The following is a 24,944-nucleotide window of genomic DNA, read 5'->3' as shown; positions in this document are numbered from 1 at the left end:
AACAAGCTATAAGGTCTAGCCCTCCATTTGACTCCTTAAGACCTTGCCATGTCAGACACCCCCATGTTTAACAGTGAAACACCCCCATGTCTCACTGCGAGACATGTACATGTTTGACAGTGAAACATCCCCATGTTTCACATGGGAAGGTAACGGGAAACTGTTCGTCCCTTTATAAGGAAAGTATCTTTCATTTAGGACGGAGCCACTACACCCTACGTAGAACTTCCTTGCTTCCTTTTTTTCTCCTCCTTCTTCCCTCTTCTTTCCCATGTCGATCCTTTGAACTTTCAAGAACTTTTGTAAAAAAGAAAAAGCATCGACAATCATTAGATTATCAATGCTTTTCTTTTCAGTCGGGGCAACAAGATTCGAACTTGCGACCACACGCCCCCCAGACGCGTACTCTACCGGGCTGAGCTATACCCCGAATTGCGGATGCAAAAGTAATGCTTTATTTTTAATTGGCAAATAAATCAGATGATTTTTGTTTTATCTAAATACTATATATGGTTATAAATATCCTATTATTAGTGCCTTATAAAGATGGAATGTATCATGCTTAAATATGATTAAAAATAGGGAATAGTAATTTATCCTATTTCTTCTTGCTTATACATTGCTTGCTGTCAAGCCCTTTTGTAGATGTCTTGATTGATTATCATTAATTTGTATCAGCCTTTTTGATAAGAATATAAACTTAAATGCCGGCACAGTGTTAATTAATAACTGTAAATGCGGTGATCTTTATATTCCTGAAACGGTTTTGAACGAAGCATGAACTTACAGGCTAAGATTAAAGTGGACTTTTTTTAGGATGAGAAAAATAACAAATAAATTTATAGGAGAATGGGCAATAGCCTGTGTGATCGTGTTTTTACAGGCTTTTATCTTTCATTCTTTTGCGGCAAATTCCGACACGAAAGAGGAGTGTATTCTTATTATTAATGCTAATTCCGATTTAGCACCGTTAAGTAATTTTATTATCAGTGATTTAATTCACAAATTACCGGTCGATTATAAGGGGACAAAAATTTCTTCCGAGAACCTGAATTTGATGAGAGTGCAGAATGAACAACAGATGGATACGGTTCGGAGGAGTCTGTTTGCCAAGTACGAAAATAGCCAGCCGAAACTCATCATCCTGATGGGGGCAAATACTTGGGTGCTGATCCATGAAGAGTTGGAGAAACACTGGCAAGGTATTCCGATTGTCCTGTTTGCCGAAAAAGAGTATGTAGGATCGGTGGATGCCTATTTACAAAAATATCCTATTGCTCATGAAGAGCAAATTTCCTTACGAAGTATCCTCCAGGGACGTAATATGACTTTGGTTTATGCCCCTTTTTATGTAAAAGAGACCATTGGACTAATGTATCAGCAGATTCCGGTCATGAACGAGCTGATATTTATATCAGACCGTAAATGGTTCAGTGCCCAGAACCGGCAGGAAGTAGCGCAAATAGTCGTGAAGTATTATCCCGATCTGAAATTGCGTTTTTTCACGGAAGGGCAAAAGAACATCGAGGAAGTAGTCAGTACGCTTAGGCAAACAAATCCGAATACAGGCATATTGTATGCTGCTTGGGAAGATTTCGATATAGCATCGGCTAATGCCACATCATTGACCCGTTCTTCCTGTGCTATCGGGAAGTATGCTGTGCTGCCGGTATTTACCCTGTCCGATATGGGAGGGCAGGCCGGTGTCTTGGGAGGATATTATTCTTTGACGAAAGATATCAGCAAGACCGTTTCAGATGTCGGTATCGAGATATTGAAAGGTAAGAGAGCCTCGGAAATGTCTGTTGTCAAAGTACCGTCACAACCGGTACTCAATTATGAGGAGTTGTTACTTACCGGCTTAAATCCCAGCCTTTGTCCACAAGATACCTTTTTCTATCATAAACCCGAAAGTTTTATAGGAGAGCATAAATATCTGCTCGGTGCCATCGGGCTGATGATTGTTTTTGCTATCGCGCTCTTATTGCTTCGTATTCATTTTTTAAGTAATATACGCAGAATGCAGGTCAAGCAGATACAATTGATGAGCAATTATGATAATCTGTTCAATGATATGCCTATCGCTTATCTGCAATGTCGTTTGTTGAGAGATGATAAAGGAGAAATTGAAGATTATGAGATATTGAATGTCAATCCGAGTTTTGAAAGGCATTTCTTTAAGAAAGAGGTGACATTCGGTAAAAGGGGGAGCGTGTTGAATAATCCTGAAACCTATGCGAAGCTGAAAGATTACATGGATATCGCCAATAAAAAGCACCAATCGGTTTCCTTTCCTATACATGCCACTAACAATCATGATTATGATGTAATAGTAATGGCAACGAACGAACCTGATATTATGAATATTTTCTGTCATGATACGACGGAACTCACCCATACCCGGCAGTCATTAAGAACCATTAATCATAAACTGTCTATGGCGCTGTCCATGGCAGATATATCACCTTGGAAGTGGAATATAAAAGATGAAACAGTGTGGTTTGACGAGAACAAGTCTTTTGAAAACAATAATGGTTTCGAAGTGAAGGAAGGAGCCTTTGCCGTTCCATTGTCCAGAATACAGAAAGGAGTGCATCCGGATGACATTAAACGTGCTAAGCGGGTTTTCCGGGATTTACTGGAAGGGAAGATTAAAAAGATCAATGAAAAGTTCAGGGTGTATACGGCATTGGGAGCCGGATATGAATGGCTGGAAGTGTGGGCGGTCGTTGACGAACGTAATTCGGCAGGAGAACCGCTTACGGTAATTGGTTCGGCACTTGTGATTACCGTCAGAAAGCAGATGGAAGAAGAGTTGATTGCTGCCAAAGAGAAAGCGGAAGAGGCGAACCGTTTGAAATCGGCTTTCATTGCCAATATGAGCCATGAGATACGTACACCGCTGAATGCTATTGTTGGTTTTTCAAGCGTGCTTGCTTCTGCAAAAACAGAGAAAGAAAGGAAGGAGTTCTTACATATTATAGAACACAATAATCAATTATTGCTCCAACTCATCAACGACATTATCGATCTGTCCAAAATAGAGGCGGGCATCATGGACTTCATAATTTCTGATATTTCTTTGGATGAACTCATGACAGAGCTAGAGCGATCGTTCCGTTTGAAACTTCTTACGGATAAGGTATTGTTGCAGTTTGATGATCTCGATTCGGGGTATATAGTCAAGGGAGACCGCAGCAGAATTATGCAAGTGATGAATAACCTGATATCGAATGCGATTAAATTTACTACCGAAGGAAGCATACATTTCGGCTTTACCCGTCAATCGGACGAAAGTTTCCGGTTCTACGTCACCGACACGGGAACGGGTGTGCCAAAAAGCAAACAAAAAGAGATCTTCAATCGTTTTGTGAAGCTCAACAGTTTTGCACAGGGCATCGGACTGGGACTTTCCATCAGTGAAACGATCGTCAGGCACATGGGAGGCGAAATGGGCGTTGTTTCGGAAGAGGGGCATGGTGCCACCTTCTGGTTCACAATCACCTTTCAGGACGTGAAAAAGGAGCTTTAAGCTCCCATGCATTCACGGTAAAAGTCAAACATCTCAAAGATGGTGTCCTTGTCTGCTGTTTGGTTGATACTGATATCTCCGATCTCTTTTAACAGGGTGAAGTTGATGCTGCCTGCCATGTTTTTTTTGTCATGCTGCATAAAAGCATATAGTTGCTCGTATTGCTTGCAGTCAAAAGCGAACGCACCGTAGTTCTCTTTGATGAATCCGATTGTCTGACGCATTTTATCTTTGGGGAATCCTGTTTTGATATGCGACAGGTACAGTTCGCAGACAATGCCCCATGCTACGGCATAGCCATGCAGTACATGACGGTTTTCCGTCAATGCGAGGCTTTCGAATGCATGTCCTGCCGTATGCCCCAGGTTTAGTGCTTTCCGTATGCCGTGTTCAAACGGGTCTTGAGCCACAATGTCTTCTTTGACTTGCACGGACTGTCCGACCAGCTGTTTCAGGTATTGGTAATCGATGTTGTCGGTATCGAAGTTAAGTAGTTCCGCCCAATGGCCGGTATTGCTGATGAGGCCGTGTTTCAACATTTCGGCATAACCGGAAAAGAAATTGGATGCATCCAGGCTCCGTAGGAACTCTGTTTCGATCAGTACGCTGTTTGCGGGAGCAAAGGCGCCTATCTCATTTTTCAGTCCGTTGAAGTTGATGCCGGTTTTCCCTCCCACGGAAGCATCGACCATGGCAAGCAATGTAGTAGGTATGTTGATGTACGCTATTCCCCGTTTGAATGTCGCTGCGGTGAAACCTCCCAAGTCTGTCACCATGCCGCCTCCCAAATTGATAAGTAGCGAATGGCGGGTAGCTCCTTTGTCACTTAAAGCTTGCCAGACTGAAGCCAGCGTTTCCAAGGTCTTATGGGTATCTTCCGCTCCGATCACTATTTCGATGGCCTCTCTCATACATGAAATTTCTTTCATGCGTGGCATGCAAAGACGATGAGTATGTTCGTCAGTCAGGACAAACAGACGGTCGTGCGGGCACTTTTCAATGGCTTGTCCTAAACTGATCTCCAGTTCTTCACATAAGAGTATTTCTTGCTTGCTCATAATTAAATTGCATTTTCTGCTACAAAAGTAGATAAAATTCTTTCTTTTTGCCTATTTTTGTCACATTAAAACGATAAAACCATGAAAGCTTTACTACCTGTTTATTGCCGTCCTTTGGGATATGTCATTCTTGTTGTTTCTTTATTCCTTCCTTTTATCCTTGTAATGATGGGACAAGTGACGGACGCTAATCTGCTATTTTACAAGGAGTGTACCAAACTTCTCATGATGGTGGGCGCTTTGATGATTCTCTTCGCATTGTCTAAAAACGAGAGCCATGAGACAGAGTTGATTCGTAACCGGGCTACTCGCAATGCCATATTCCTTACTGTATTATTCATTTTCGGAGGAATGCTTTACCGGGTGGCAACGGGAGATATCGTTCATGTGGATACCTCTTCGTTCCTGACATTCCTTATTATTAATGTGCTTTGTCTTGAATTCGGGATGAAAAAAGCGGTTGTCGATAAGTTGTTTAAGAAATAGAGCATACTCTATTACCCCAGCACAAACCTGAAACATGAAACATACTTTAATCTTGCTGGTGCTGTTGTGGTTTAGCACCGGATATCTATTTGCACAGAAGAAAGATATTGCAGTTTCGGGACAAGTGATTGAAACAGATACTAAAGAGCCGGTCGAGATGGCTACCGTTCAATTGCTTGCCTTGCCGGATAGTGTGCAGGCGGCAGGTATTACCACCGGGAAGCAAGGGCGTTTTACACTTCCTAAAGTGAAAAGCGGAAAGTATCTTCTTAAAGTTTCTTTTGTCGGTTATATTACACGTTTTCTCCCCCTGACTCTTTCGGATAAGTCGCTGTCCCGGAATGTGGGAAGTGTCACATTAACTCCCGATGATGTTCTGTTGGATGAAGCGGTCGTGACTGCCGAGGCTCCTCCGGTAGTTATAAAAGCAGATACCACCGAATATTCCGCTTCTGCTTTCCGGGTATCAGCGGGTGCCGTCCTGGAAGATTTGATTAAGAAGATACCGGGAACGGAAATTGATGCCGATGGTAAAATAACGCTAAACGGGGAAGAGATAAAGAAAATCATGGTCAACGGAAAAGATTTTTTCGGAGGAGATACGGAGATGTCCTTAAAAAATCTTCCGGCAGATGCTGTCAATAAGATTAAGGCTTATAAGAAGCAGAGCGACCGGGAGCGTCAGACCGGTATTAAGGATGGGAAGGAAGAACCTGTCCTAGACCTCACTCTGAAGAAGAATAGTGGCTGGATGGGTAATATTGTTGCTGGATATGGTAGTAAAGATCGTTATGAAGGGGGAGTCATGGCAAATCATTTTACAGATGATGTCAATATGTCTTTGATCGGTACGGCTAATAATACGAATGGAAGGGGCTTTTCCGAATTGGGCGATGCTGCCAGAGGCATGGAAGGCGGAAGGAATGGCGGATTGACAACTGTTCAGACAGGTGGTTTTACGTATGCGAAGAAAAAGGATAAGCTGGATATAAGAGGAAATATCCGCTATCGTCACAATGACAGGGAGTTTGATGTGGAATCTTCCAACGAAACGTTATTGGGGAATGAATCGACCTTTTCGAATAGCCGCAGGACGAATAAAAGTAACGGTCATAACTTAAATGGGGACTTTCAGGTGGAATGGAAGATCGATAGCTTGTCTACCCTGACTTTTTCGCCCAACTTTAATTATAGTAAGAATAGTTCTTTGAATGATTCTTGGAATAAGACTCTGAACGGTAGCAAAGAGCCTGTAAACGAAACGACCTCCGCAGGATATGGCGATAATAGAAACATGGTCATATCGGGCACCATGAGTTATAACCGGCGTTTCAAGAAGCAGAGACGCAATCTTCATGTTTCGGTAAATGTGGGCTATAATAACAACAGTAGTGAGAATTTCAATGATTCTTATTCGCAATTCTTCGAACGGGACAGTATCTCCGATATTGAACGCCGGAATGTCGGCAAAGGGGATTCGCGCAATTATAACCTTTTTGCTATGTATTCGGAACCTATATCGAAACATTACATACTCAGTCTGGGATATAATTATTCCCATTCCAAAGGACTTTCGCAATCGTTGGTATACGACAGTATCAATTACGAACAGCGTTTCAATCTTGATTTTAATAATGAACTGAGTTCAAAAGTAGAAAACTTTTATGATGATCATAATTTGAACCTCTCGCTTCAAGGTGATTATGTGAATCGGGAAAAGGATTATACCGGGTTAAGCTATAATGTGGGGGTCGGTATCAACCCTAAATCGACAAGGAGTGAAACAACCATAGGCCCGAATGCATTCAAGGATCTTCCTCGACAGAATGTGGTAAACTGGTCGCCGAATCTTCGGTTGGAATACGCTTTCTCTTCCCGCGAAAGGTTGCATATCAATTATAACGGTAACAGTAACGCGCCTAATCTGCTCGAGTTGCAGGAGGTAATCGATGTGACAGATCCGATGAACCTGCGTTATGGTAACCCGAACCTGAAGCCTTCGTTTTCGAACAATGTATACATGGGATACAATCGTTATTCACCCAAAAGCATGCGTAGTATTAACGCGAATGTAAATTACAGGAATACGATGAACTCCGTCGTAGACCGAATGACTTATGATAAAGAAACGGGAGCCCGTACCTATCATAAAGTCAATGTCAACGGCAATTGGAGTACCGGAGGCTGGATATCATTCACTACTCCCTTCAAGAACAAGAAGTTTAATTTAAGTGCCAATGTAAACTTGAATTACGGTGACCAAATGAGTTATACTACCGTCAATCAAGAGGGTATGGAAATGGTGTTGAGTACCACCCATAATTTTTCTACCGGTGAACGGATAAGGGGTAGTTACCGCAGTGACAAATTCGATGTTTCCATCAATGCCTCTTTCCGTTACAATAATATCTACAATAACAAGCAAAAAAACAGTAACCGTGAGACATTTGATTATACCATCGGAGGCGATGCGAATGTGAAATTACCTTGGGACATTGAGTTGTCCACCGATGTCAACTATCGATTGAAAGATGGTTATAGCGGGAATGGAGATAATGACGAACTGATGTGGAATGCGCAGGTTTCTAAAAAGTTCCTGAAGAAGAAACAGGCAATGATCCGTTTTAAAGTATACGATATTTTGCAACAACAAAGTAATTTGTTTCGTTGGGTGAGCGGAACAAGCATCAGTGATACGCGCTACAATACTTTGACGAGTTATTGTATGTTGCATTTTGTTTATCGTTTCAATAGCCTTGGAGGTAAGCGATAGGAGGATTTTCCTCACATTTGTATAGGTTAGGTTATATTAATTTTTGAAAGATAATCGATCAATCATTAAACCTTTTACGTTGACTTTTGTCAAAAGGCAATCGTATCCTACTACAAACGTATAAACTAAATGAAGAAATTATGTATTTGGATGGTACTGTTGGTGTGTACCCTTTCCTCCTTTGCGCAAAACAAGGTCATCACTGTTTCAGGACAAGTGATTGAAGAAGACACCAAAGAACCTGTCGAGATGGCAACGGTTCAATTACTTTCTCTACCCGATAGTGCCCAGGCTGCCGGGGTTGTTACCCAGAATCGGGGAACGTTTACATTACCTAAGGTGAAAGCGGGTAAATATGTCCTGAAAATTTCTTATGTCGGATTTATCACTCAAAATATTCCTTTGCAATTGACTGATAAAGTGCCTGCGAAGAATATGGGAACAATCGAATTGAAACCTGATGCGGTAATGCTGAGCGAAGCGGTCATTACAGCCGAAGCACCTCAGGTGGCGGTTGTCGAAGATACGTTGGTATACAATTCCACTGCCTACCGCACGCCCGAAGGAGCCATGCTTGAGGAACTGGTCAAGAAACTGCCCGGTGCCGAAATCGATGAAGACGGCAATGTAAAAATCAACGGTAAGGATGTGAAGAAGATTATGGTAGACGGCAAAGAATTCTTCGGTGGTGATGTAAAGACCGGGTTGAAGAATCTGCCGGTAGATATGATCGATAAACTGAAAACATACGATAAGAAATCCGATTTGGCACGTATCACCGGTATAGATGATGGGGAAGAGGAGACGGTACTCGACCTGAAGGTGAAGAAAGGGATGAATAAGGGTTGGTTCGGTAATGCCGATGCGGCTATCGGTACAAAAGACCGCTATGCCGGCAATTTGATGTTAAACCGTTTTGTGGATAAAACACAGTTCTCCTTGATAGGATCGGCTAATAACGTGAATGACGAGGGATTTTCCGGAGGAGGTGGCGGACCCCGTTGGCGGAGAAACAACGGATTGAATGCCACCAAGACCATCGGTGTGAACTTTGCTACCGAAAATTCTAAACTCGAGACAGGAGGTAGTGCCCGTTACAATTACAAGGATGCCGATGTATATAATAGTGGCTATTCCGAGCGCTTTCTGACTGCTGGCAACTCTTTCTCGAACTCCAATAGCAGCAATCGCAACAAGAATCTGGACTTCAATGCCGACTTTCGCTTGGAGTGGAAACCGGACTCGATGACCAATATCATTTTCCGTCCGAACGTTTCGTACGGCAAGGCTGACAAGAATACAATTTCCAACTCCGGTACATTTAATGAAGACCCTTTCAACTTAGTTCCCAATCCGAATGATTATCTCAACTTTAAAGCAATTGAAACAGACGATCCTTTGGAAAGTATCCGTGTCAATGCAACGAACAGTAACTCGTTGGGTGAGAGCAATAGCCTATCAACCAATGCCTATTTGCAGTTGAACCGTAAATTGAACGATAAGGGGCGTAATATCACCTTCCGTGGTTCATTCGGATATAGCGACCGTGATAACGACCAGTATTCCAAGACGGAAACCCGTTATTATCAGGTGCTGAATTCAATGGGACAGGATTCCGTACTCTATCGGAATCAATATATAACTACCCCTACCGATAATTTCAATTATAGTGCCAGAATTACCTATAGCGAACCGATCGCTAAAGCTACCTTTTTACAGTTCAGTTATAATTTCCAGTATAAGTACAGCAAAAGTGATAAGAGTACTTTCGATCTGATTGATTTTCCTGAATGGGAGATCGATGCTCCGCTTCCCGAAGGTTATCAGGCTCATCGCGTGGATAGTCTCTCAAAAGATGCGGAGTATAGGTATTATAACCATGACATTACAACCAGCCTGCGCTTTATCCGTGAGAAGTACCAACTGAGCGCGGGAATTTCTCTGCAACCTCAGAAGTCGCGCCTTTCTTATAAAAAAGGAGACTATGAGAAGGACACCACCCGCAATGTGTTCAATTTTGCACCTAACATCGACTTCCGCTATCGTTTTTCCAAAGTGAGCCAACTGCGCTTCACGTATCGCGGATATGCCGGACAACCCGGTCTGGAGGACTTATTGCCCATTCCCGACAACTCCAATCCGCTTAATATCCGCATTGGTAATGCCGGTTTGAAGCCTTCGTTCACGCACAGTATGCGTATGTTCTATAATACGTACAATGCCGAACGGCAACGGGGGATCATGGCACACGCCAGTTTCTCGGCTATTCAAAACAGCATCAGCAGCAGTACGGAGTATAATGAACAGACCGGTGGTACGATCACCAAGCCGGAGAATATCAATGGTAACTGGAATGCTTTCGGATTGTTCGGCTTTAATACGGCATTGAGAAACAAGAAGTTCACCATCAATTCTTTCTCCCGCATCAACTATGCGAACAATGTGGACTTTCTTTTCAACCAGTCCAGTAAGACGAATGAAAAGAACACAAGTACAAGCTTGAACTTGAATGAGAACCTGAATGGCGCTTATCGTAACGATTGGTTTGAGTTCGCACTGAACGGTTCTTTCGGATATACTTTCGAGAAGAACGAGTTACGTCCGGAAAGCAACCAGAACCCTTATAACTTTTCTTACGGAGCCAGCACCAATATCACATTGCCTTGGCGGATGACCGTTGCCACGAATATTGCCAATAATAGTCGTCGTGGTTATAGGGATGCAAGCATGAACCGTAACGAACTGATATGGAATGCCCAGGTTGCCCAGAACTTCTTGAAAGGTGCGGCTACGGTCAGCATTGAATTTTATGACATCCTGAAACAGCAAAGTAACATAAGCCGCTCGTTGACTGCAAGTATGCGTTCCGTGTCCGAATACAACGGTATCAACAGTTACTGTATGCTTCATTTTATCTATCGACTGAATGTGTTCGGCAATAAAGGAGCCCGCGAGGGGATGAGAGACAGAAGATATGACGGTCCCGGCCATGGGCCGAGTCGGGGACATGGAAGCTTTGGCGGGCGTCCCCGCTTTTAAGTTCGGATAAGATAAGAAAGGTTCATAACATAGGAAAGGATGTTGTGAACCTTTTTTCTTTTAATCTTTCGTCTTGTTTATATGCTATGAACCTATAAAACATCCCCATGTTCTGTATCAAAACATCCGGATGTTTTGATACAGAACATGGGGATGTTTTTATGTTTCATCTTTAATGAAGAAGATGCTTTGATATAACAATCCTTTTCTCTACATTTGTTATCATGTTTGATTGGAATCTATTATTTAGCCAAATAGCAACTATAGCTTTCGACATTATCTATTTCGGAGCTATCATCGGTACGATTATCATTGTTGTCCTTGATAACCGCAATCCGGTGAAGACGATGGCTTGGATATTGATACTGATGTTTCTGCCCATTGTCGGACTGGTGCTTTATTTCTTTTTCGGACGCAGCCAGCGGCGTGAGCGTATCATCGGGAAGAAGAGTTATAGCCGTTTGTTGAAGAAACCTATGGCTGAATATCTGGCACAAGGCCCCGCATTGGTGCAGAAAGAATATAGCCGGCTGATCCAACTTTATCAGAACACCAACCAGGCATTGCCTTTTGAAGGCAATCAGATAGACGCCTATACTACTGGTTATTCTATGCTACAATCGCTTATCAGGGAATTGCAAAAGGCGAAAAAAAGTATCCACATGGAGTTTTACATCTTTGAGGATGATGCCATAGGACGTTTGGTAAGGGATGTTTTGGTGGAAAAAGCCCGTGAGGGAGTTGAAATTCGTGTTATATATGATGATGTAGGATGCTGGCACGTTCCTCATCAGTTTTTTGAAGAGATGCGGGGAGCCGGCATTGAAGTCCGCAGCTTCCTGAAAGTTCGTTTTCCGCTATTTACAAGCAAAGTGAATTACCGCAACCATCGTAAGATCGTAGTGATTGACGGCATTGTGGGATTTGTAGGGGGGATGAATCTGGCAGAACGTTATATGCGTGGCTTTTCCTGGGGTGTCTGGCGCGACACTCACATCATGATTCGTGGTAAAGCTGTGCATGGTTTGCAGAGTGCTTTCCTTGTTGATTGGTACTTTGTCGACCGCACGCTGATTACCTCCTCCCAGTATTTTCCTAAGATAGATTCTTTCGGCAGTACGTTGGTGCAGATCGTGACGAGTGAGCCTATCGGCCCTTGGAAGGAGATCATGCAGGGACTTACCATGGCTATTTCATGCGCAAAGAAGTATTTTTATATGCAAACACCCTATTTTCTCCCTACCGAACAGATTCTGGCAGCCATGCAGACTGCCGCACTGGCTGGGGTGGATGTACGGCTCATGATCCCTAAGCATGCCGACAACCGGATCACGCACTTAGGCTCACGCTCTTATTTGGCCGACGTGCTTCGTGCAGGTGTGAAGGTGTACTTTTACAAGAAAGGTTTTCTACATTCCAAACTGATGGTGTCCGATGACATGCTCTCTACGGTTGGTTCTACCAATGTGGACTTCCGTAGCTTTGAACATAATTTTGAGGTAAATGCCTTTATGTATGACATGGAAACCGCCTTGCAGATGAAAGAGATTTTTATGCTCGACCAACGAGACAGCACGCAAGTCTTCTTGAAAAAATGGGTGAAACGTCCTTGGTGGCAGAAGGCTTTGGAATCGGTAGTCAGACTGCTGGCTCCCTTGTTATAACCGATTGTCTGCCGGTTTATTTGAAAAACGAGAAGTTCACGCTTCCATATACTCTTCTCTCCACAAAGTGCGGATGGTCTTCAAAGTTGTTTTGCTTACCATGCTCGAGGACAAACATTCCGCCCTCTTTCAATAGTTCTTTTTGGAAAATAAGGTCGGGGATGGTTTCCAGTTCTTTCAGCTCATAGGGAGGATCAGCGAAGATAAAATCAAACTGTTCCCGTCCGCTGTTGATGAATTTGAATACATCTCCACGCAGGGGAATACATTTGTCTGTTTGCAACTCTTTCATTATTTTGCAGATGAAAGCATGGTGATCCCGGTCTTTTTCCACACTGATCACCCGGTCGCAACCGCGGGACACCAATTCTATACTGATACTGCCCGTTCCGGCAAACAAATCGAGTGCCGATATTCCTTCTTCAAAATCAATATAGTTGCCCAGCACATTGAACAGGTTTTCCTTGGCGAAATCCGTTGTAGGACGTGCTTTGAATGTACGGGGTACTTCAAATCTTCTTCTTTTGTATATTCCACTGATTACTCGCATGTTAATAGAGCTTGCATGTCAATATTAGTTTCCGGATTCATGATGAATACCTGCAAAACGTATTTTCTTAATTCACTGACGAATGTTTCTTTTTCTGCCATTACACCGCTGAGATGTAATTCGTCTCGCTCTTGGTCGAAACCAAGTTGTTTCCAGGCATATAACAGATAATAAACGCGGTCGGAAGTTTGCTCACAATCAAATGAATTAGCCAACAGCAGATGTCCGCGTTCATAACAAAACAAATCCATGGCACTTTTTCTTAGGGAAACATACATTTTTTTGCTGTTTCCTAACCGGCTTTTGTTAGAGAAATATTCACTTAGCGGACTTGCCTGTGAATAGAAGCGGGCATCGGGGTATTGATCTTTCAGGAATTGGTAGGCGCTTTTGTCCATTCCGAAGATGACGGCAATGTTGTTCCTGGACAGGACATTGTAGAGAACTGTTTCATTTTCCTTTCCGGAATGGTTGTGATAGAACAAAGGTTCCGCCAGTTCGTCTTCAAACAGTTCAAAAGGAACGTGTGTATAACGGCTTCCCGACATCATGATGTTGACCCGTTTATAACTGAAGGTGAGAAATTCCATCTCCCGGAAAGCCTCTTTCAGGTTGGCTGTGAGAGATAATGAAGGGTTAACCTCTTTCTCAAAAAAAGAGATTGAACTTTCATGAATCGGATTGTAGACAGAAAAAGAAAATCCATCCGTACTAAGACGGATGGATAATGTATATTGTTCCGATTTACTGAAATCGATTTTATTATTCCCAGTTTCCAGCACCGTTGTTAGGACTTTCGATAGAACCTACCATCAAACCGTTATATTTGCCCAATTTAGTCTGAAGATCTTTCAGGTTAGCAATTTCTTGTTTGTCAAGGCCGTTCAGGTATATGTCATAAGGAGCTTTCACTTCGAACATAAAGATAGGGGCACCTGATTTTGCAGTATCATTCTTGATAGCCATTTCAAATTGCGCACCGTTTCCAAAAGGAATATATCTCATGGAATCAGGATTAAAACCTTTCGGATAGATTGTATCCAATACAGCTACCCACATTGTATCACGTCTGAAGTTTTTAAGTCCCATTTTCTCTACTTCGCTGTAGTTACCGGTCTTTTTAGCTTTATTAATGATAGTCATTGCTTTCTTTTCGGTCAAACCGTCTTCCAACTGTTTATCTGTCAATTCGCCTACTTTGAATAGGTAAGGAAGCTTTTGGTTTTTAACGAAATCGATCAAAGTATCAAAGCTTGCAGTATACTGTCCCTTGTTCAGGTTACGATATTCCATCTGTGCTTTACGGATGTCGATCAAACGAGCAATGACTGCATCGTCTCTGTGCTTTTTAGCGTTCTCAAAATTGATAGGTCCCATAACGCTGGCATAACAAATGTAGACCAAGGCACACGCGCACAGAACTAATACGATATTAAATACTGTTTTCATGATAAATATGTTTTTTTAGTTGTTATATTCGTTATATTCGCATCGCAAAATTAAAATAAATAAATCTAAATACGATAGTTCCGGGAACTTTTTTCTCGTACAAAAATGATAAATAACTATTTAGAAAGGCAAATTAAGGAAAATTTTCCTTATCAACCAACTAATGAACAGGAAAAAGCTGTTAAATATCTTTCAGAGTTCCTGTTGTCACAGGCTAAAGAGGCGGTTTTTGTGCTTCGTGGGTATGCTGGAACAGGTAAGACCTCGCTGGTAGGAGCGCTTGTGAAGACAATGGATAAGTTGCAGCAAAAGTCTGTTTTGCTGGCTCCTACGGGAAGGGCAGCAAAGGTCTTTTCTGCCTATTCGGGACATCCGGCTTTTACAATTCATAAGAAAATATACAGACAACAATCTTTTTCGAATGAGGTTAGTAATTTTTCCATAAATGATAATCTTGCGACACATACCTTATTTATAGTCGATGAGGCTTCCATGATCTCTAACGAGGGATTGTCAGGGAGTGTGTTCGGTACGGGACGTTTGTTGGACGACCTGATACAGTTTGTTTATTCGGGAACAGGTTGCCGCCTTTTGCTAATGGGTGATACGGCACAGCTTCCTCCGGTGGGAGAAGAGTTAAGCCCGGCGCTTTCTACGGAAGCTTTGAAAGGCTATGGCTTGGATGTGGGTGAGGTGAATCTGACGCAAGTGGTGCGACAGGTTCATGATTCCGGTATTTTGTGGAATGCAACCAGACTACGTGAATTGATTGCTGTGGATGAATACGGTAAACTGCCAAAAATAAAGGTTTCAGGTTTTCCCGATATCCGCGTTATTTCCGGAAATGAACTGATAGATGCTTTGAATACATGCTATGAACGTGACGGAATGGACGAAACCATTGTGGTCTGTCGTTCGAATAAACGGGCGAATATATATAATAAAGGTATAAGAGCCCAAATACTTTATCGAGAAGATGAATTGAACACAGGAGATATGCTGATGGTGGCTAAAAATAATTATTACTGGACAGAGAAGTCGAAAGAAATGGATTTCATAGCCAATGGGGAGATTGCAGTAGTACGTCGCGTCCGGCGAACACGGGAACTATACGGCTTTCGGTTTGCCGAAGCCACATTGTCTTTTCCTGATCATGAGGATTTTGAACTGGAAGCAAATTTGCTCTTGGATACGCTCCATTCGGATGCACCTGCATTGCCAAAAGCGGACAATGACCGTTTATTTTACAGTGTGCTTGAGGACTATGCGGATATTACTTCCAAACGTGAACGCATGAAGAAGATGAAAGCTGATCCGTATTACAATGCTCTTCAAGTAAAATATGCATATGCCGTTACTTGCCATAAAGCACAGGGAGGACAGTGGCAGAATGTCTTTTTAGATCAGGGATACATGACGGACGAATATCTGACCTCTGACTATTTTCGTTGGTTATATACCGCTTTTACACGGGCGGCAAAAACGTTGTATTTAGTTAATTACCCAAAAGAACAAGTTATTTAATTATATGATTTTCAGATTAAACGATTACTTTTGTTTTGTAAATAACTAAAGCTGTTTCGATAATGACGACAAAACTCTTATTCTTTTTCTGTTGCCTTTTATTTATTTCCTGTCAGGATGATGAAAAGTTTCAGGTTCTCCAGCCTTTGGGAGGACAAGTGATAACCGGTTACATACCTTGTACAAGTCTGGAGTTGGGAATTCTCGGTTCAGAAGCGTTGGAGGTAAAAGGTGGTGGTGATTGGACGGTGGTTTCCAATGATGAATCTGTTGTGAAGGCGGAAAAGGTAATTCCGGAAAGTGCTTCTTATTCCTATTTGTCAATATCTCCTATGCAACAAGGAAAGGCGGTAGTAACTGTTACTGGTGATGCGGGGGATAAAATAAATATTCCGGTATCTGTGGGAGTTTCCGTGCGAACGTTGACTGTGCTGGGTGAGTTGAATCATATCGAAGGTGTTAGTAAAGAGGATAGTACGCTTATTGTTGAACATCTGTATGATGATGTGTTTATAAGGGAGAGAGGCTGGTACCGTCTTACTTATTCCGAAAAGAGAAATGGCAAGCTCATAGTCGAATCCTTTGAGGGAAAAAAGGAGGAAGGGACCTTTTCGTCTGGAGATGGCTGTTATGATTTTACTTTCGGTGGGAAATGTGTACATTATATGATAATGTATAATACACAAGGAACACAAATGGAAACTCGTATGGAACAAAGGTTGCCATTCTATCTGGTGGAAGATGTTACAGATCGGTATCAGACAAATTATCCTACTATTAAATTAGTCCAGCGTGCCCAAAAAGTACGTATATCCGATAATAATTAGCTTAAGCTTTATATATGAGATGAATAGCTAAAAAGGGGAATACTTGCATTTCAAATTACATATTATTATAATACATATTGCATAAGTAAGACTGCCTCATGATTCATTTTGAGACAGTCTTATTTGTTTTAATAGTTTACCGTAATATGGATTTTATGGCACATTACCTGACAGGGCTTATTGTAAAGGCATAAATGTGATTGCCTGTCCACCTCCTTTAGCCATGATTATTTCCAAGTCATCATCGGCTGTTACCATCTTTTCAATGATTTCATAAGAAGTTGGGTTTGTTTCCCAATCTGCCTCTTTTCCGTCAGCATAGATGGTTGCTTTATAACTTTTGCCTTTTTCTAGGAAGTCCAGTTTGACGTTTACAGTACGAGCCTCTTCATTAGTTGTTGCACCTAGGAAGTAGTTCTCTTTTGCTTTACGTACGATAACTACGAATTCACCCGGTTCACCGTCTAATGCTTCTGACCAGTCACAGTCGGCATCGAAATCACGGAAAAACTGGAATGCAGGATGGCCTTCATAATTTTCTATCATATCCGAAGCCATTTGCAGCGGTGAATAGATAATTACCCAGTTGGCAATCTGTTTAGCCAACGTAGTGTTAACGCGGCAGTCTTTGCTATCCATCATGTTCCATTTCTTGCGAAGTGGTGATTTCTTTGCCCTTTCATATAAGATGTCAAAAGTTCCGGGCGTATAATCCATCGGTCCACTTAACAATCTTGTAAACGGCAGAAGTTCATGGTGTTCGGGAGGATTTCCGGCACTCCATGCGTTCCACTCCATACCTCGTGCGCCTTCACGTGTCATCATGTTGGGATAGGTGCGGCGGATACCGGTGTCTTTGATCGGTTCATGCACATCCAAGGTGGTGTGGTATTTGGCAGCGGTTTTTACAACATTTCTATAATGGCGTACATTGTACTGTCCATGATGGTTGTGTCCGTCCGGAAGGCCACCGGCATAACCGGTTTTCACCGAGTGAATGCCTAGATCGGCATACCACTTGTAGGCTTTATCCAGTTGTTGTTCGTAGTTCGGAATATTTCCTCCGGTTTCATGATGGCCGATGATCTCTATTCCTTTCTCTTTGGCATACCGGGCAATCTCTACGATATCGAAGTCCGCATAGGGCTTCGTGTAATCGAATGCCTGTGTACCTCCCCAGTTTTCCCAACCTTCATTCCAACCTTCATACATTACAGCTTCGATGTTGTTTGCAGCCGCAAAGTCGATATACCGTTTGGCATTCTCCGTAGTAGCACCGTGGCGGTCGTTGATTACCCAACTTTCTACTCCCAAGTGCATTCCCCACCAAACACCTACATATTTCATCGGACGTATCCAATCGGTTGTTTCCAGTGCGCAAGGTTCATTCAGGTTCAATATCAGTCCGGAGTTGATCAGTCCCACAGCTTTCGGAGCAATCTGTATGGTTCTCCACGGAGTCTTGAATGCTCCACCTGCCATACGAGCTTTCACGCCATCGGGCCACGGAGCTAACTCTGATTTGAAACGGCATTCCCCTTCATTCTTTAATGTCATTTCAGGGAAATCGGTCAAAGCAGCTTCATGAATGCTGGCATAAACATTTCCGGTCTTGAAAGTCATAGGAGTGTTGGCATTGTCTATTTTGCTAATGGGTTGTGTACGGTACAGAAGTTCATAAGTGTCGTAGTTTGCCGGGATAGACCAGGAAGTGCCCTCTTTGGTAATGTTGAATGAAGTCAATTCATTCATAACGAAGATGCTGTCCGTTCCGGGAACTTCATATTCATAACGAAACCCCAGTCCGTCATCGAATACTCTGAAACGCAGTGTCAGTTTGGTGTTTTCATTATCTGCTAAAAGTATAGCCATTTCATTGTAATGGTTCCGTATGGATTTGTTTTCTCCCCATGGTTGTGACCATGTTTCATCCTTTGAGTCGAAGTTTACTCCGGTTATATGGAAATTCTCGGACAGGTTCACTCCGTCTTTTGCTTCAAAGCCCAAAACAGAAGGTGAAATAAAATCCGAATCATTTACTGTGACCTGATAGGTCATTTGGTTATTATCATTCAGGCGGAAAGTTAGTTTGATTTGACCGTCTGGAGAAGTCACTATCGATTCTGGTGATGAACAGCTTGTCAGGAACGAAAGTAAAAGCATGAAAGTGTAAAAAAGAGTTCTCATTTTTAGATTTGTTTTTGTATGCATAAAAAAAGAGAATGTCTCAGGGAGACATTAAATAGTCTTGAGACATTCTCTAAACAGTCGAAAATATAAGAATTTTATTTTTTTACTAATGTATAATTAGCTGTAATATGATATTTTACTTCTCCAGGTAATACATAATTTTCGCCCTCTTTATAACAAGGGTCAATACCATAGCGATCACCTATTCCAGATAAGGATATGTTTCCATTAACTTGATATATTCCACGAATAGAATTAATATCCTCTTTGATAGACCAACTATCACCTTTTCCATAAGTTCCCCATCTCATTTCCCAATTTATCGGATCTTCAGTGTCACCTTCGTGAATAATCTGTGGAGCTGTAATAGATAAAGTACCATTATATTCGGCAATCAGAGGATATTTATTTGTAATTTCCGGATATGATCCCCATCCATATATATAGTAAGATTTACCATTTTCTTTCGCTTCAATACGGATGTTAAATGTTTGAGAGCCACCCCAATCCCACCAAGGTCCTGGAGTATAGTAATATAAAGAGTTACTGGAAGTCACTTCCCACTCACCAAGATAACTTTCATAAGTTGTTTTCATCCCTTGGGTAGCAACAGTTTCTTCTCTATTATAGTAATTTCCACTCCATTCAACTTCATCATTAAATAAAATCTTACTTACAGCCGTAAAGTATTTATCATAACTGTAAGTTCTTGGTTTAGGATTATAAAATACTTGTAATCCATATCCTGCATCTTTTAAATCCTGAATTGTTGCTTCATCAAAATTTACCCAGCCACCATTATACTCTTCATTGATCTTCAATGAATAAGGACCGTATTTGGCTGGAGTCATTCCACTGAATTGTTGTTCACGATCTTTTACATAACGTTGATAAGTACCGTAGCACATGTAATCTACCAAATCTCCGGCTGTTTTCCCTTCGGCAGTCGTACCATTAGGGGCATCATATCCTTGATATTCGTAAATGCCGAGTAATTTGTCAGGCATAATTTTTCGGCATTCCTCGATCAAACGCAGATAATTCTCTGAAGAACGAACTTCAAAGCCTGGACTTGGATTATCGGAATAGTTCGTGTATTCATCATCGAAATCAATACCATCTAGACCATAAATGTCAACATATGCTTTCAATTCTTTGGCAAAATCCTTTGCTGCTTCTTGTGATAAGTTAGCTACTCCGGCTTCATAATGATTTCCTAGAATTGAGAGGTTAACCTTAATACCTTTTGCTTGCAAAGGACGAATGATTTTATCTGCGTTCTTTAAAACATAAGATACTTGATCATTACAGAATACACAGGCACGTCCGGTTTCGCTGTCGATATTGATGTTGGCTGCAAAGATACTTACGACATCGAAGAATGGTTTACCGCTATTTGCCATAGTATATTCACCACAGTTAAGGATGTTTTCATCATTAACTTCCACAAAACAGAGCGTTCTGACATCGCCTTTCTTAGAGTTTGGTATGGCAGGTAAGGGATTAATCAGATAAATATAACTCTCATTATTAGTAGAAAGTGTCACACCATCAGATGCAGTGGCTGATATAGCAACTGCATAAGTTTTTCCAACTGTACCCCCAGCTCCAATGTTAAGAGTAACTGATTCCGATTTCTTTTCACCCGCTTTTACTATAGTGGAACCGGCATTTTCCAATGTCAGTTTATTGGCAGGATACATTTCATAAGATGTGCCATGTTTCGCATTGTATGCGGTAAGTGCTGCCTCATCTATTTTAAACGTTACATTTATATTCTGTTCGGCACTTTTAGACAATTCAAAGAAAAGATGTCCATTACCCGTTGCATCACCAAAAATAGTAATAGGAGTTAGTTCACGTGCCCCTGCAACAGAACGGACATATCCATATGTTCCGTCTACTGTTTCAAGTTTGCTTAAATCGGTAGTGTTCATTGTGATGTCATCTTCACAGCTTGTAAATACTGATCCGACACATACAATAGTAGCTACCAGTAAGCTTGACTTTATATTATTCAAATATTTCATAATAAGCATTTGTTTATTAGTTTAAGATATAACAAATATTATTTCACAGGTAATTCTACGTCCACCCAAGTGATGGCTTTTTCTGCGGTAGCATTATTGCCATTATTAGTATGGTCAAGAATCAGATTACCTGCTTTATCATTGAATTTCCAGTAAGCTACCAAACCTTCACTTTCTGGCAATACTTCATAGAAGTGATCTTTTGAATTGATTTCTTCCTGTGTTAAAACTCTATTCCAAACACGGCATTCTGATATATCACCACTCAACCAGCGATCATAATTATATGAGTGGCCTATCCAGAAACCATTACCTTCATCTGTTTTTGTTTCACCCCAATTTACTGGACCATAGTCCAAGGTTGCTTCCAGCTTATTTTTACCATTAATGTAAATAATAGCCTTTTTGGCTTCTGAATCGTAAGTAACAGCAATATGTGTCCACTCATTGAGAGGAATAGCGAGATCAGAAGATGTGATATTTCCACTTCCGGTAGCAAGTTGTAACTGATTATCAGGAATACCACTGTCACCAACGCGGAGCAAAAATTTGCCTTCTATACCCATTATTGTACTTAACATTTTACCAAATTCGCTGACACGGATTAATGCTTCAGCGGACATTTGCTTCATGTCATTTACCACATCCGGAGTAGTCCAGTTGACATAGATTGAATTTTGGTCAATATTAGCAACTACATTGATTAAAGCTGCTCCTTTCAATACATAATACATTGTGCGGGCACTTTGAAGTATCCCGATGCTGGCTTGGTCAATGGTCACTGGTAATACATAAATCTTTTCGTCATCCAATTTATCCAAATTATTGAACTTTACGATGACATCCTCTGAGAGAATACTCCCCGGCAAAATTGTAGTTTGAGGAGAAGGGATTGAATAATAGCCTTCCGGCAATGCTTCTGCATTACTGTAATAAGCTGCATTGTATGTAGTTGTCAATGATGGATCAGCTTTCAAAGAAATAGTTACTTGTTCATTTTCAGGCTTTGCTATTGCAATCTGGAAACTACTTTCAGTATTTGGCATTGTTGCCTTTAGCAGGATATTACTCGTTTTCACTGAAGCATTTACATATACTTGGTTATCGAATGTTTCAGTATCATCATTACAACCGGCAAATAGACTGCCTGCCAGTAATGCCATTGAAATTAAATATAAGTTTTTCAGTTTCATGGTTCGATTTATTTTTGAGGAGCAGGGTTCATAATGTTAATGGCCTCTTTCACATATTTGTATGTGTGATTAGCGTTGTAATAGTCGTTCTGAACATTATAAATTGCCAGTCCGGATTTTGTAAAATCAGTTGTTGGTTCCATTACCCAGTAAGCAGCTTCAGTGATTGCTCTATCCTCACCATAAAAACCAGTTTTCTTATCAGAGGCATCCAATGAGGCTGTTGAAACTGTAACAATGAAACGATCCGAAGGTACATTGTCTGCAAGTAGAGCTTTTCTGGCTACTACGGAAAGTTGTGCATCGTCAACTACATTATCCGTATTCAGTATAATATGCTTGCAGTTTTCAAGAATAGTTTGACTTATCAGATTTTCAGGATTTCCTTGAAAGGAGAGTATTTTTCCTGAATTACTGTTTTTCCAACTAGAGACAGCACCAAAGAAAGAATCTTGATATTTTTTAGCTTCTGTTTTTTCTTCATTGGACATATAAATTGGGTTTCTGCCTTTATATTCGATTATCATGCCGTCATAAATGCCAGCATAACCAATTTGTTTATTCAACTCTGATGTTAGGTATGTATCAAAAGTTCCTTCTGTTAAACTGCCTTCTTTTACTTTTTCAGTATACTCTTTTTGAATTTTGTCAAAACTGATAGTATAAACTACTTTAGTTCCTTTCTGGCGTACCATTTCAATATCAGCTGTTTCAAATTCTGCTAATTCACCGGGATACATTAATGAAATAATATCCAAACTGTCGGGGGCATCAGAAATGTGCTGACCACGACTGAATGGTGACTTTTCACTGTTATCAAACCAAGCATATACTATTTTATGATCAGAATTTTTGTACGAAACGAGATTCTGTAGGTATTTAGCATATTGCTCCGGATTCTGTTCTGCAACACCTGGAGTGTTGATTGTTACACTTTCTACTTCAGTCCAGTCTTCGCATGCACTGAAACAGGTTACAGCAGCGAAGCAGGAAGCTAACAGGTATAATTTGTTCTTTATATTTTTCATGACTCTTATTCTTATTTAATGTTAGGATTGCAGTCCCACCATACTTTAGAAGACATTCTATCATTTGATGGTTTCAGATCTTTCAGAGCGTTTTGAAGATTGGTGCCATTATCTTTGTATTCATCCTGTGGATATGGCAAACGACGTGGGAAAGTACCTTCAGGTACCTCAGACATGTTTTTATTGACTGCAGCAGTCATTAAGCGGGGATATCCCGTACGGCGAAATTCCGCCCATGCTTCTAAACCTAATGGGAAGATAGCAATCCATTTCTGAGTGATGATGCGTTCTAGGTTTTCTTCAAAACTTGCACCTGGTACATACTTAATAGTGATGGTAGGTTGCGAACCATTGTAACTGTATACGCCTAGAGGATCTTTGTATAAATCCGGTAAACTTTTACTGTCGTTTAGATAAGTATCAGCACCGGATGCTCCCCATTGTTCAAATGAAAGTTCTACACCTAATTTATAGAAGCTTTCAGGGGTACCTCCCATGTTCCATCCTCGTAATGCGCCTTCAGCACGTAAGAAAGCAACTTCAGCGGCTGTCATCCAAACCAGTTTTGTATCAGTTTTTACGTTCATATTCGTGTATTTATGAGCTGTCTCACTCGGGATGGGGTCAGTTCCCAAACGAATTCCATAATAACCGTTTTCTGTCACTCCATCATCTTCGGTAAATTCAGATTTTGTGAAGTATTTCTCACGACGGGGGTCGTTATAACCGTTCATATATGCAGTGATGTCTGCTGCGATACGAGAATCTCCACCGTTGTACTCGTACATGATAACTTCAAACGGGTTGGTTGTTGCTTGTATCGTAGCATTATCCGTATTGTCTGTTAGTACTCCGCCATTTTTAGCATTGACAGCTTCTTCGGCTTTTGTCTGAGCTACTGTTGGATTTGCATATGCCATACGCATAGCCATGCGTAATTTCAAAGAGTTTGCATATTTGATCCACTGCTCAACAGCACCGCTATAGACTTTATCAGCTTTTGGAGAAAAAATTTCTGTATGATGTTCTAACAAAGCAGTAATAGCTTCATCTAATTCACTCATCATGGTTGTATATGCTTTTTCCTGAGTATCCAAGGGGGCCGTCAGGTTACCATCTGTGCCCAATTGAGAATAAGGTATGGGGCCATAACCGTCTGTTACACGTTGTATAGCTGCTACTTTTAGAATTTTACCTACTGAAATAAAGATGGGGTCATTGGTAGCACCTCTCAACTGTGCATAATTAGCATAAATATTAGGAATGACATCTTGATATAATTTGCCTACCCAGTCCTGTGATTGATTATAATTTGAGAAACGGTTATTCCAACCTGCATTAGACTCAGCTAGAAAACCACCATAAGGGCCTCCCAATAATGCTTCAAGGAATTGGTTAAGGTTCACATCTGTAGGAATAACATAACCCTGCATACCGGTCAGTGCAGAACGAACGATGTAAGCATCACGCATCATTTCCTCTTGGGTTACTTCATAAGGGTTTGTATTATAGCCCATATAATTGTCCGTACAAGAGGACAATGATCCAAGGACTATTCCACCACATAATGCAATTTTTATAATTGATTTATTCATTGTTTT

General features: G+C 41.2%; 17 protein-coding genes and 1 tRNA gene. 7 read left to right on the top strand and 11 right to left on the bottom strand.

The genetic code is table 11. From position 1 onward, the window contains the following. Positions 1-51: 51 nt before the first annotated feature. Both H8744_RS02220 and H8744_RS02215 read right to left on the bottom strand, forming a co-directional pair. Positions 52-273, bottom strand: a complete 222-nt coding sequence (locus H8744_RS02220) for a hypothetical protein (RefSeq protein WP_262433287.1) — start codon at positions 271-273, stop codon at positions 52-54. Between the two features lie 83 nt (positions 274-356). Beyond that, positions 357-430, bottom strand: a tRNA-Pro gene (locus tag H8744_RS02215). A gap of 387 nt (positions 431-817) precedes the next feature. Between H8744_RS02215 and H8744_RS02210 the strand changes: the two genes are divergently transcribed. Beyond that, positions 818-3,532: a sensor histidine kinase gene (locus H8744_RS02210; protein WP_262433286.1), complete on the top strand. Its 2,715-nt coding sequence runs from the start codon at positions 818-820 to the stop codon at positions 3,530-3,532. Here the strand turns inward: H8744_RS02210 and aroB are convergent. Further along, entirely contained in the window at positions 3,529-4,590 is a 1,062-nt protein-coding gene (aroB, locus tag H8744_RS02205; protein WP_262433285.1) for a 3-dehydroquinate synthase, read from the bottom strand. The genes H8744_RS02210 and aroB overlap by 4 nt on opposite strands. Positions 4,591-4,671: 81 nt before the next feature. Between aroB and H8744_RS02200 the strand changes: the two genes are divergently transcribed. The 4 genes from H8744_RS02200 (at position 4,672) to cls (ending at position 12,552) form a co-directional block, all read left to right on the top strand. Further along, positions 4,672-5,076, top strand: a complete 405-nt coding sequence (locus H8744_RS02200; protein WP_262433284.1) for a hypothetical protein — start codon at positions 4,672-4,674, stop codon at positions 5,074-5,076. Positions 5,077-5,110: 34 nt separating this feature from the next. Further along, positions 5,111-7,849 carry a TonB-dependent receptor gene (locus H8744_RS02195; protein WP_262433283.1) on the top strand — a complete coding sequence of 913 codons (2,739 nt, stop codon included), beginning with the start codon at positions 5,111-5,113 and terminating at the stop codon, positions 7,847-7,849. 129 nt (positions 7,850-7,978) lie between these two features. Beyond that, on the top strand, positions 7,979-10,888 hold the full coding sequence (locus H8744_RS02190) for a TonB-dependent receptor (RefSeq protein ID WP_262433282.1): 2,910 nt from the start codon (positions 7,979-7,981) through the stop codon (positions 10,886-10,888). Between the two features lie 224 nt (positions 10,889-11,112). After that, positions 11,113-12,552: a cardiolipin synthase gene (gene cls, locus H8744_RS02185; protein WP_262433281.1), complete on the top strand. Its 1,440-nt coding sequence runs from the start codon at positions 11,113-11,115 to the stop codon at positions 12,550-12,552. Between the two features lie 16 nt (positions 12,553-12,568). Here cls and H8744_RS02180 read toward each other — a convergent pair whose 3' ends face one another. The 3 genes from H8744_RS02180 to H8744_RS02170 are packed head-to-tail and all read right to left on the bottom strand — an operon-like array spanning position 12,569 to position 14,551. Continuing rightward, positions 12,569-13,102, bottom strand: a complete 534-nt coding sequence (locus H8744_RS02180) for an RsmD family RNA methyltransferase (protein WP_262433280.1) — start codon at positions 13,100-13,102, stop codon at positions 12,569-12,571. Further along, a complete protein-coding gene (locus H8744_RS02175; RefSeq protein WP_262433279.1) occupies positions 13,093-13,884 on the bottom strand; it encodes a DUF3822 family protein in 792 nt (263 codons plus the stop codon). Before H8744_RS02175 ends, H8744_RS02180 begins: the two co-directional genes overlap by 10 nt. Next, the gene (locus tag H8744_RS02170) at positions 13,865-14,551 is read right to left on the bottom strand and encodes a hypothetical protein (protein ID WP_262433278.1); all 687 of its coding nucleotides are present in this window, start codon (positions 14,549-14,551) and stop codon (positions 13,865-13,867) included. Before H8744_RS02170 ends, H8744_RS02175 begins: the two co-directional genes overlap by 20 nt. Positions 14,552-14,656: 105 nt before the next feature. Here H8744_RS02170 and H8744_RS02165 point away from each other — a divergent pair, with 105 nt between their 5' ends. Then, positions 14,657-16,075 carry an ATP-dependent DNA helicase gene (locus H8744_RS02165; protein WP_262433277.1) on the top strand — a complete coding sequence of 473 codons (1,419 nt, stop codon included), beginning with the start codon at positions 14,657-14,659 and terminating at the stop codon, positions 16,073-16,075. A gap of 62 nt (positions 16,076-16,137) precedes the next feature. Then, on the top strand, positions 16,138-16,902 hold the full coding sequence (locus tag H8744_RS02160) for a hypothetical protein (RefSeq protein WP_262433276.1): 765 nt from the start codon (positions 16,138-16,140) through the stop codon (positions 16,900-16,902). A gap of 177 nt (positions 16,903-17,079) precedes the next feature. Here the strand turns inward: H8744_RS02160 and H8744_RS02155 are convergent, their stop codons facing one another. The 5 genes from H8744_RS02155 to H8744_RS02135 form a co-directional block, all read right to left on the bottom strand. After that, positions 17,080-19,089 (bottom strand): glycoside hydrolase family 97 protein, encoded by a 2,010-nt coding sequence (locus H8744_RS02155; RefSeq protein WP_262433275.1) that lies wholly within the window; start codon positions 19,087-19,089, stop codon positions 17,080-17,082. Positions 19,090-19,187: 98 nt separating this feature from the next. Continuing rightward, positions 19,188-21,122, bottom strand: a complete 1,935-nt coding sequence (locus H8744_RS02150) for a BT_3987 domain-containing protein (RefSeq protein WP_262433274.1) — start codon at positions 21,120-21,122, stop codon at positions 19,188-19,190. Between the two features lie 38 nt (positions 21,123-21,160). After that, the gene (locus H8744_RS02145; RefSeq protein ID WP_262433273.1) at positions 21,161-22,315 is read right to left on the bottom strand and encodes a DUF1735 and LamG domain-containing protein; all 1,155 of its coding nucleotides are present in this window, start codon (positions 22,313-22,315) and stop codon (positions 21,161-21,163) included. Positions 22,316-22,323: 8 nt separating this feature from the next. Next, positions 22,324-23,343 (bottom strand): glycoside hydrolase family 18, encoded by a 1,020-nt coding sequence (locus H8744_RS02140; RefSeq protein ID WP_262433272.1) that lies wholly within the window; start codon positions 23,341-23,343, stop codon positions 22,324-22,326. Positions 23,344-23,354: 11 nt separating this feature from the next. Beyond that, a complete protein-coding gene (locus H8744_RS02135) occupies positions 23,355-24,938 on the bottom strand; it encodes a RagB/SusD family nutrient uptake outer membrane protein (RefSeq protein ID WP_262433271.1) in 1,584 nt (527 codons plus the stop codon). Positions 24,939-24,944 lie beyond the last annotated feature (6 nt).

Source organism: Jilunia laotingensis (assembly GCF_014385165.1).
GTDB classification, from domain to species: Bacteria; Bacteroidota; Bacteroidia; order Bacteroidales; family Bacteroidaceae; genus Bacteroides; species Bacteroides laotingensis.
The sequence above is the reverse complement of the archived record's forward strand: the minus strand, read 5'-3'. Positions and strand labels throughout refer to the sequence as shown.

Excerpts from the sequence above, each read along its gene's own strand:
- H8744_RS02200 (WP_262433284.1), top strand. The coding sequence starts at position 4,672 with ATGAAAGCTTTACTACCTGTTTATTGCCGTCCTTTGGGATATGTCATT.
- aroB (WP_262433285.1), bottom strand. The coding sequence starts at position 4,590 with ATGAGCAAGCAAGAAATACTCTTATGTGAAGAACTGGAGATCAGTTTA.
- H8744_RS02150 (WP_262433274.1), bottom strand. The coding sequence starts at position 21,122 with ATGAAATATTTGAATAATATAAAGTCAAGCTTACTGGTAGCTACTATT.
- H8744_RS02160 (WP_262433276.1), top strand. The coding sequence starts at position 16,138 with ATGACGACAAAACTCTTATTCTTTTTCTGTTGCCTTTTATTTATTTCC.
- H8744_RS02220 (WP_262433287.1), bottom strand. The coding sequence starts at position 273 with ATGGGAAAGAAGAGGGAAGAAGGAGGAGAAAAAAAGGAAGCAAGGAAG.
- H8744_RS02180 (WP_262433280.1), bottom strand. The coding sequence starts at position 13,102 with ATGCGAGTAATCAGTGGAATATACAAAAGAAGAAGATTTGAAGTACCC.
- H8744_RS02165 (WP_262433277.1), top strand. The coding sequence starts at position 14,657 with ATGATAAATAACTATTTAGAAAGGCAAATTAAGGAAAATTTTCCTTAT.
- H8744_RS02155 (WP_262433275.1), bottom strand. The coding sequence starts at position 19,089 with ATGAGAACTCTTTTTTACACTTTCATGCTTTTACTTTCGTTCCTGACA.
- H8744_RS02170 (WP_262433278.1), bottom strand. The coding sequence starts at position 14,551 with ATGAAAACAGTATTTAATATCGTATTAGTTCTGTGCGCGTGTGCCTTG.
- H8744_RS02210 (WP_262433286.1), top strand. The coding sequence starts at position 818 with ATGAGAAAAATAACAAATAAATTTATAGGAGAATGGGCAATAGCCTGT.
- cls (WP_262433281.1), top strand. The coding sequence starts at position 11,113 with ATGTTTGATTGGAATCTATTATTTAGCCAAATAGCAACTATAGCTTTC.
- H8744_RS02145 (WP_262433273.1), bottom strand. The coding sequence starts at position 22,315 with ATGAAACTGAAAAACTTATATTTAATTTCAATGGCATTACTGGCAGGC.
- H8744_RS02140 (WP_262433272.1), bottom strand. The coding sequence starts at position 23,343 with ATGAAAAATATAAAGAACAAATTATACCTGTTAGCTTCCTGCTTCGCT.
- H8744_RS02135 (WP_262433271.1), bottom strand. The coding sequence starts at position 24,938 with ATGAATAAATCAATTATAAAAATTGCATTATGTGGTGGAATAGTCCTT.
- H8744_RS02190 (WP_262433282.1), top strand. The coding sequence starts at position 7,979 with ATGAAGAAATTATGTATTTGGATGGTACTGTTGGTGTGTACCCTTTCC.
- H8744_RS02195 (WP_262433283.1), top strand. The coding sequence starts at position 5,111 with ATGAAACATACTTTAATCTTGCTGGTGCTGTTGTGGTTTAGCACCGGA.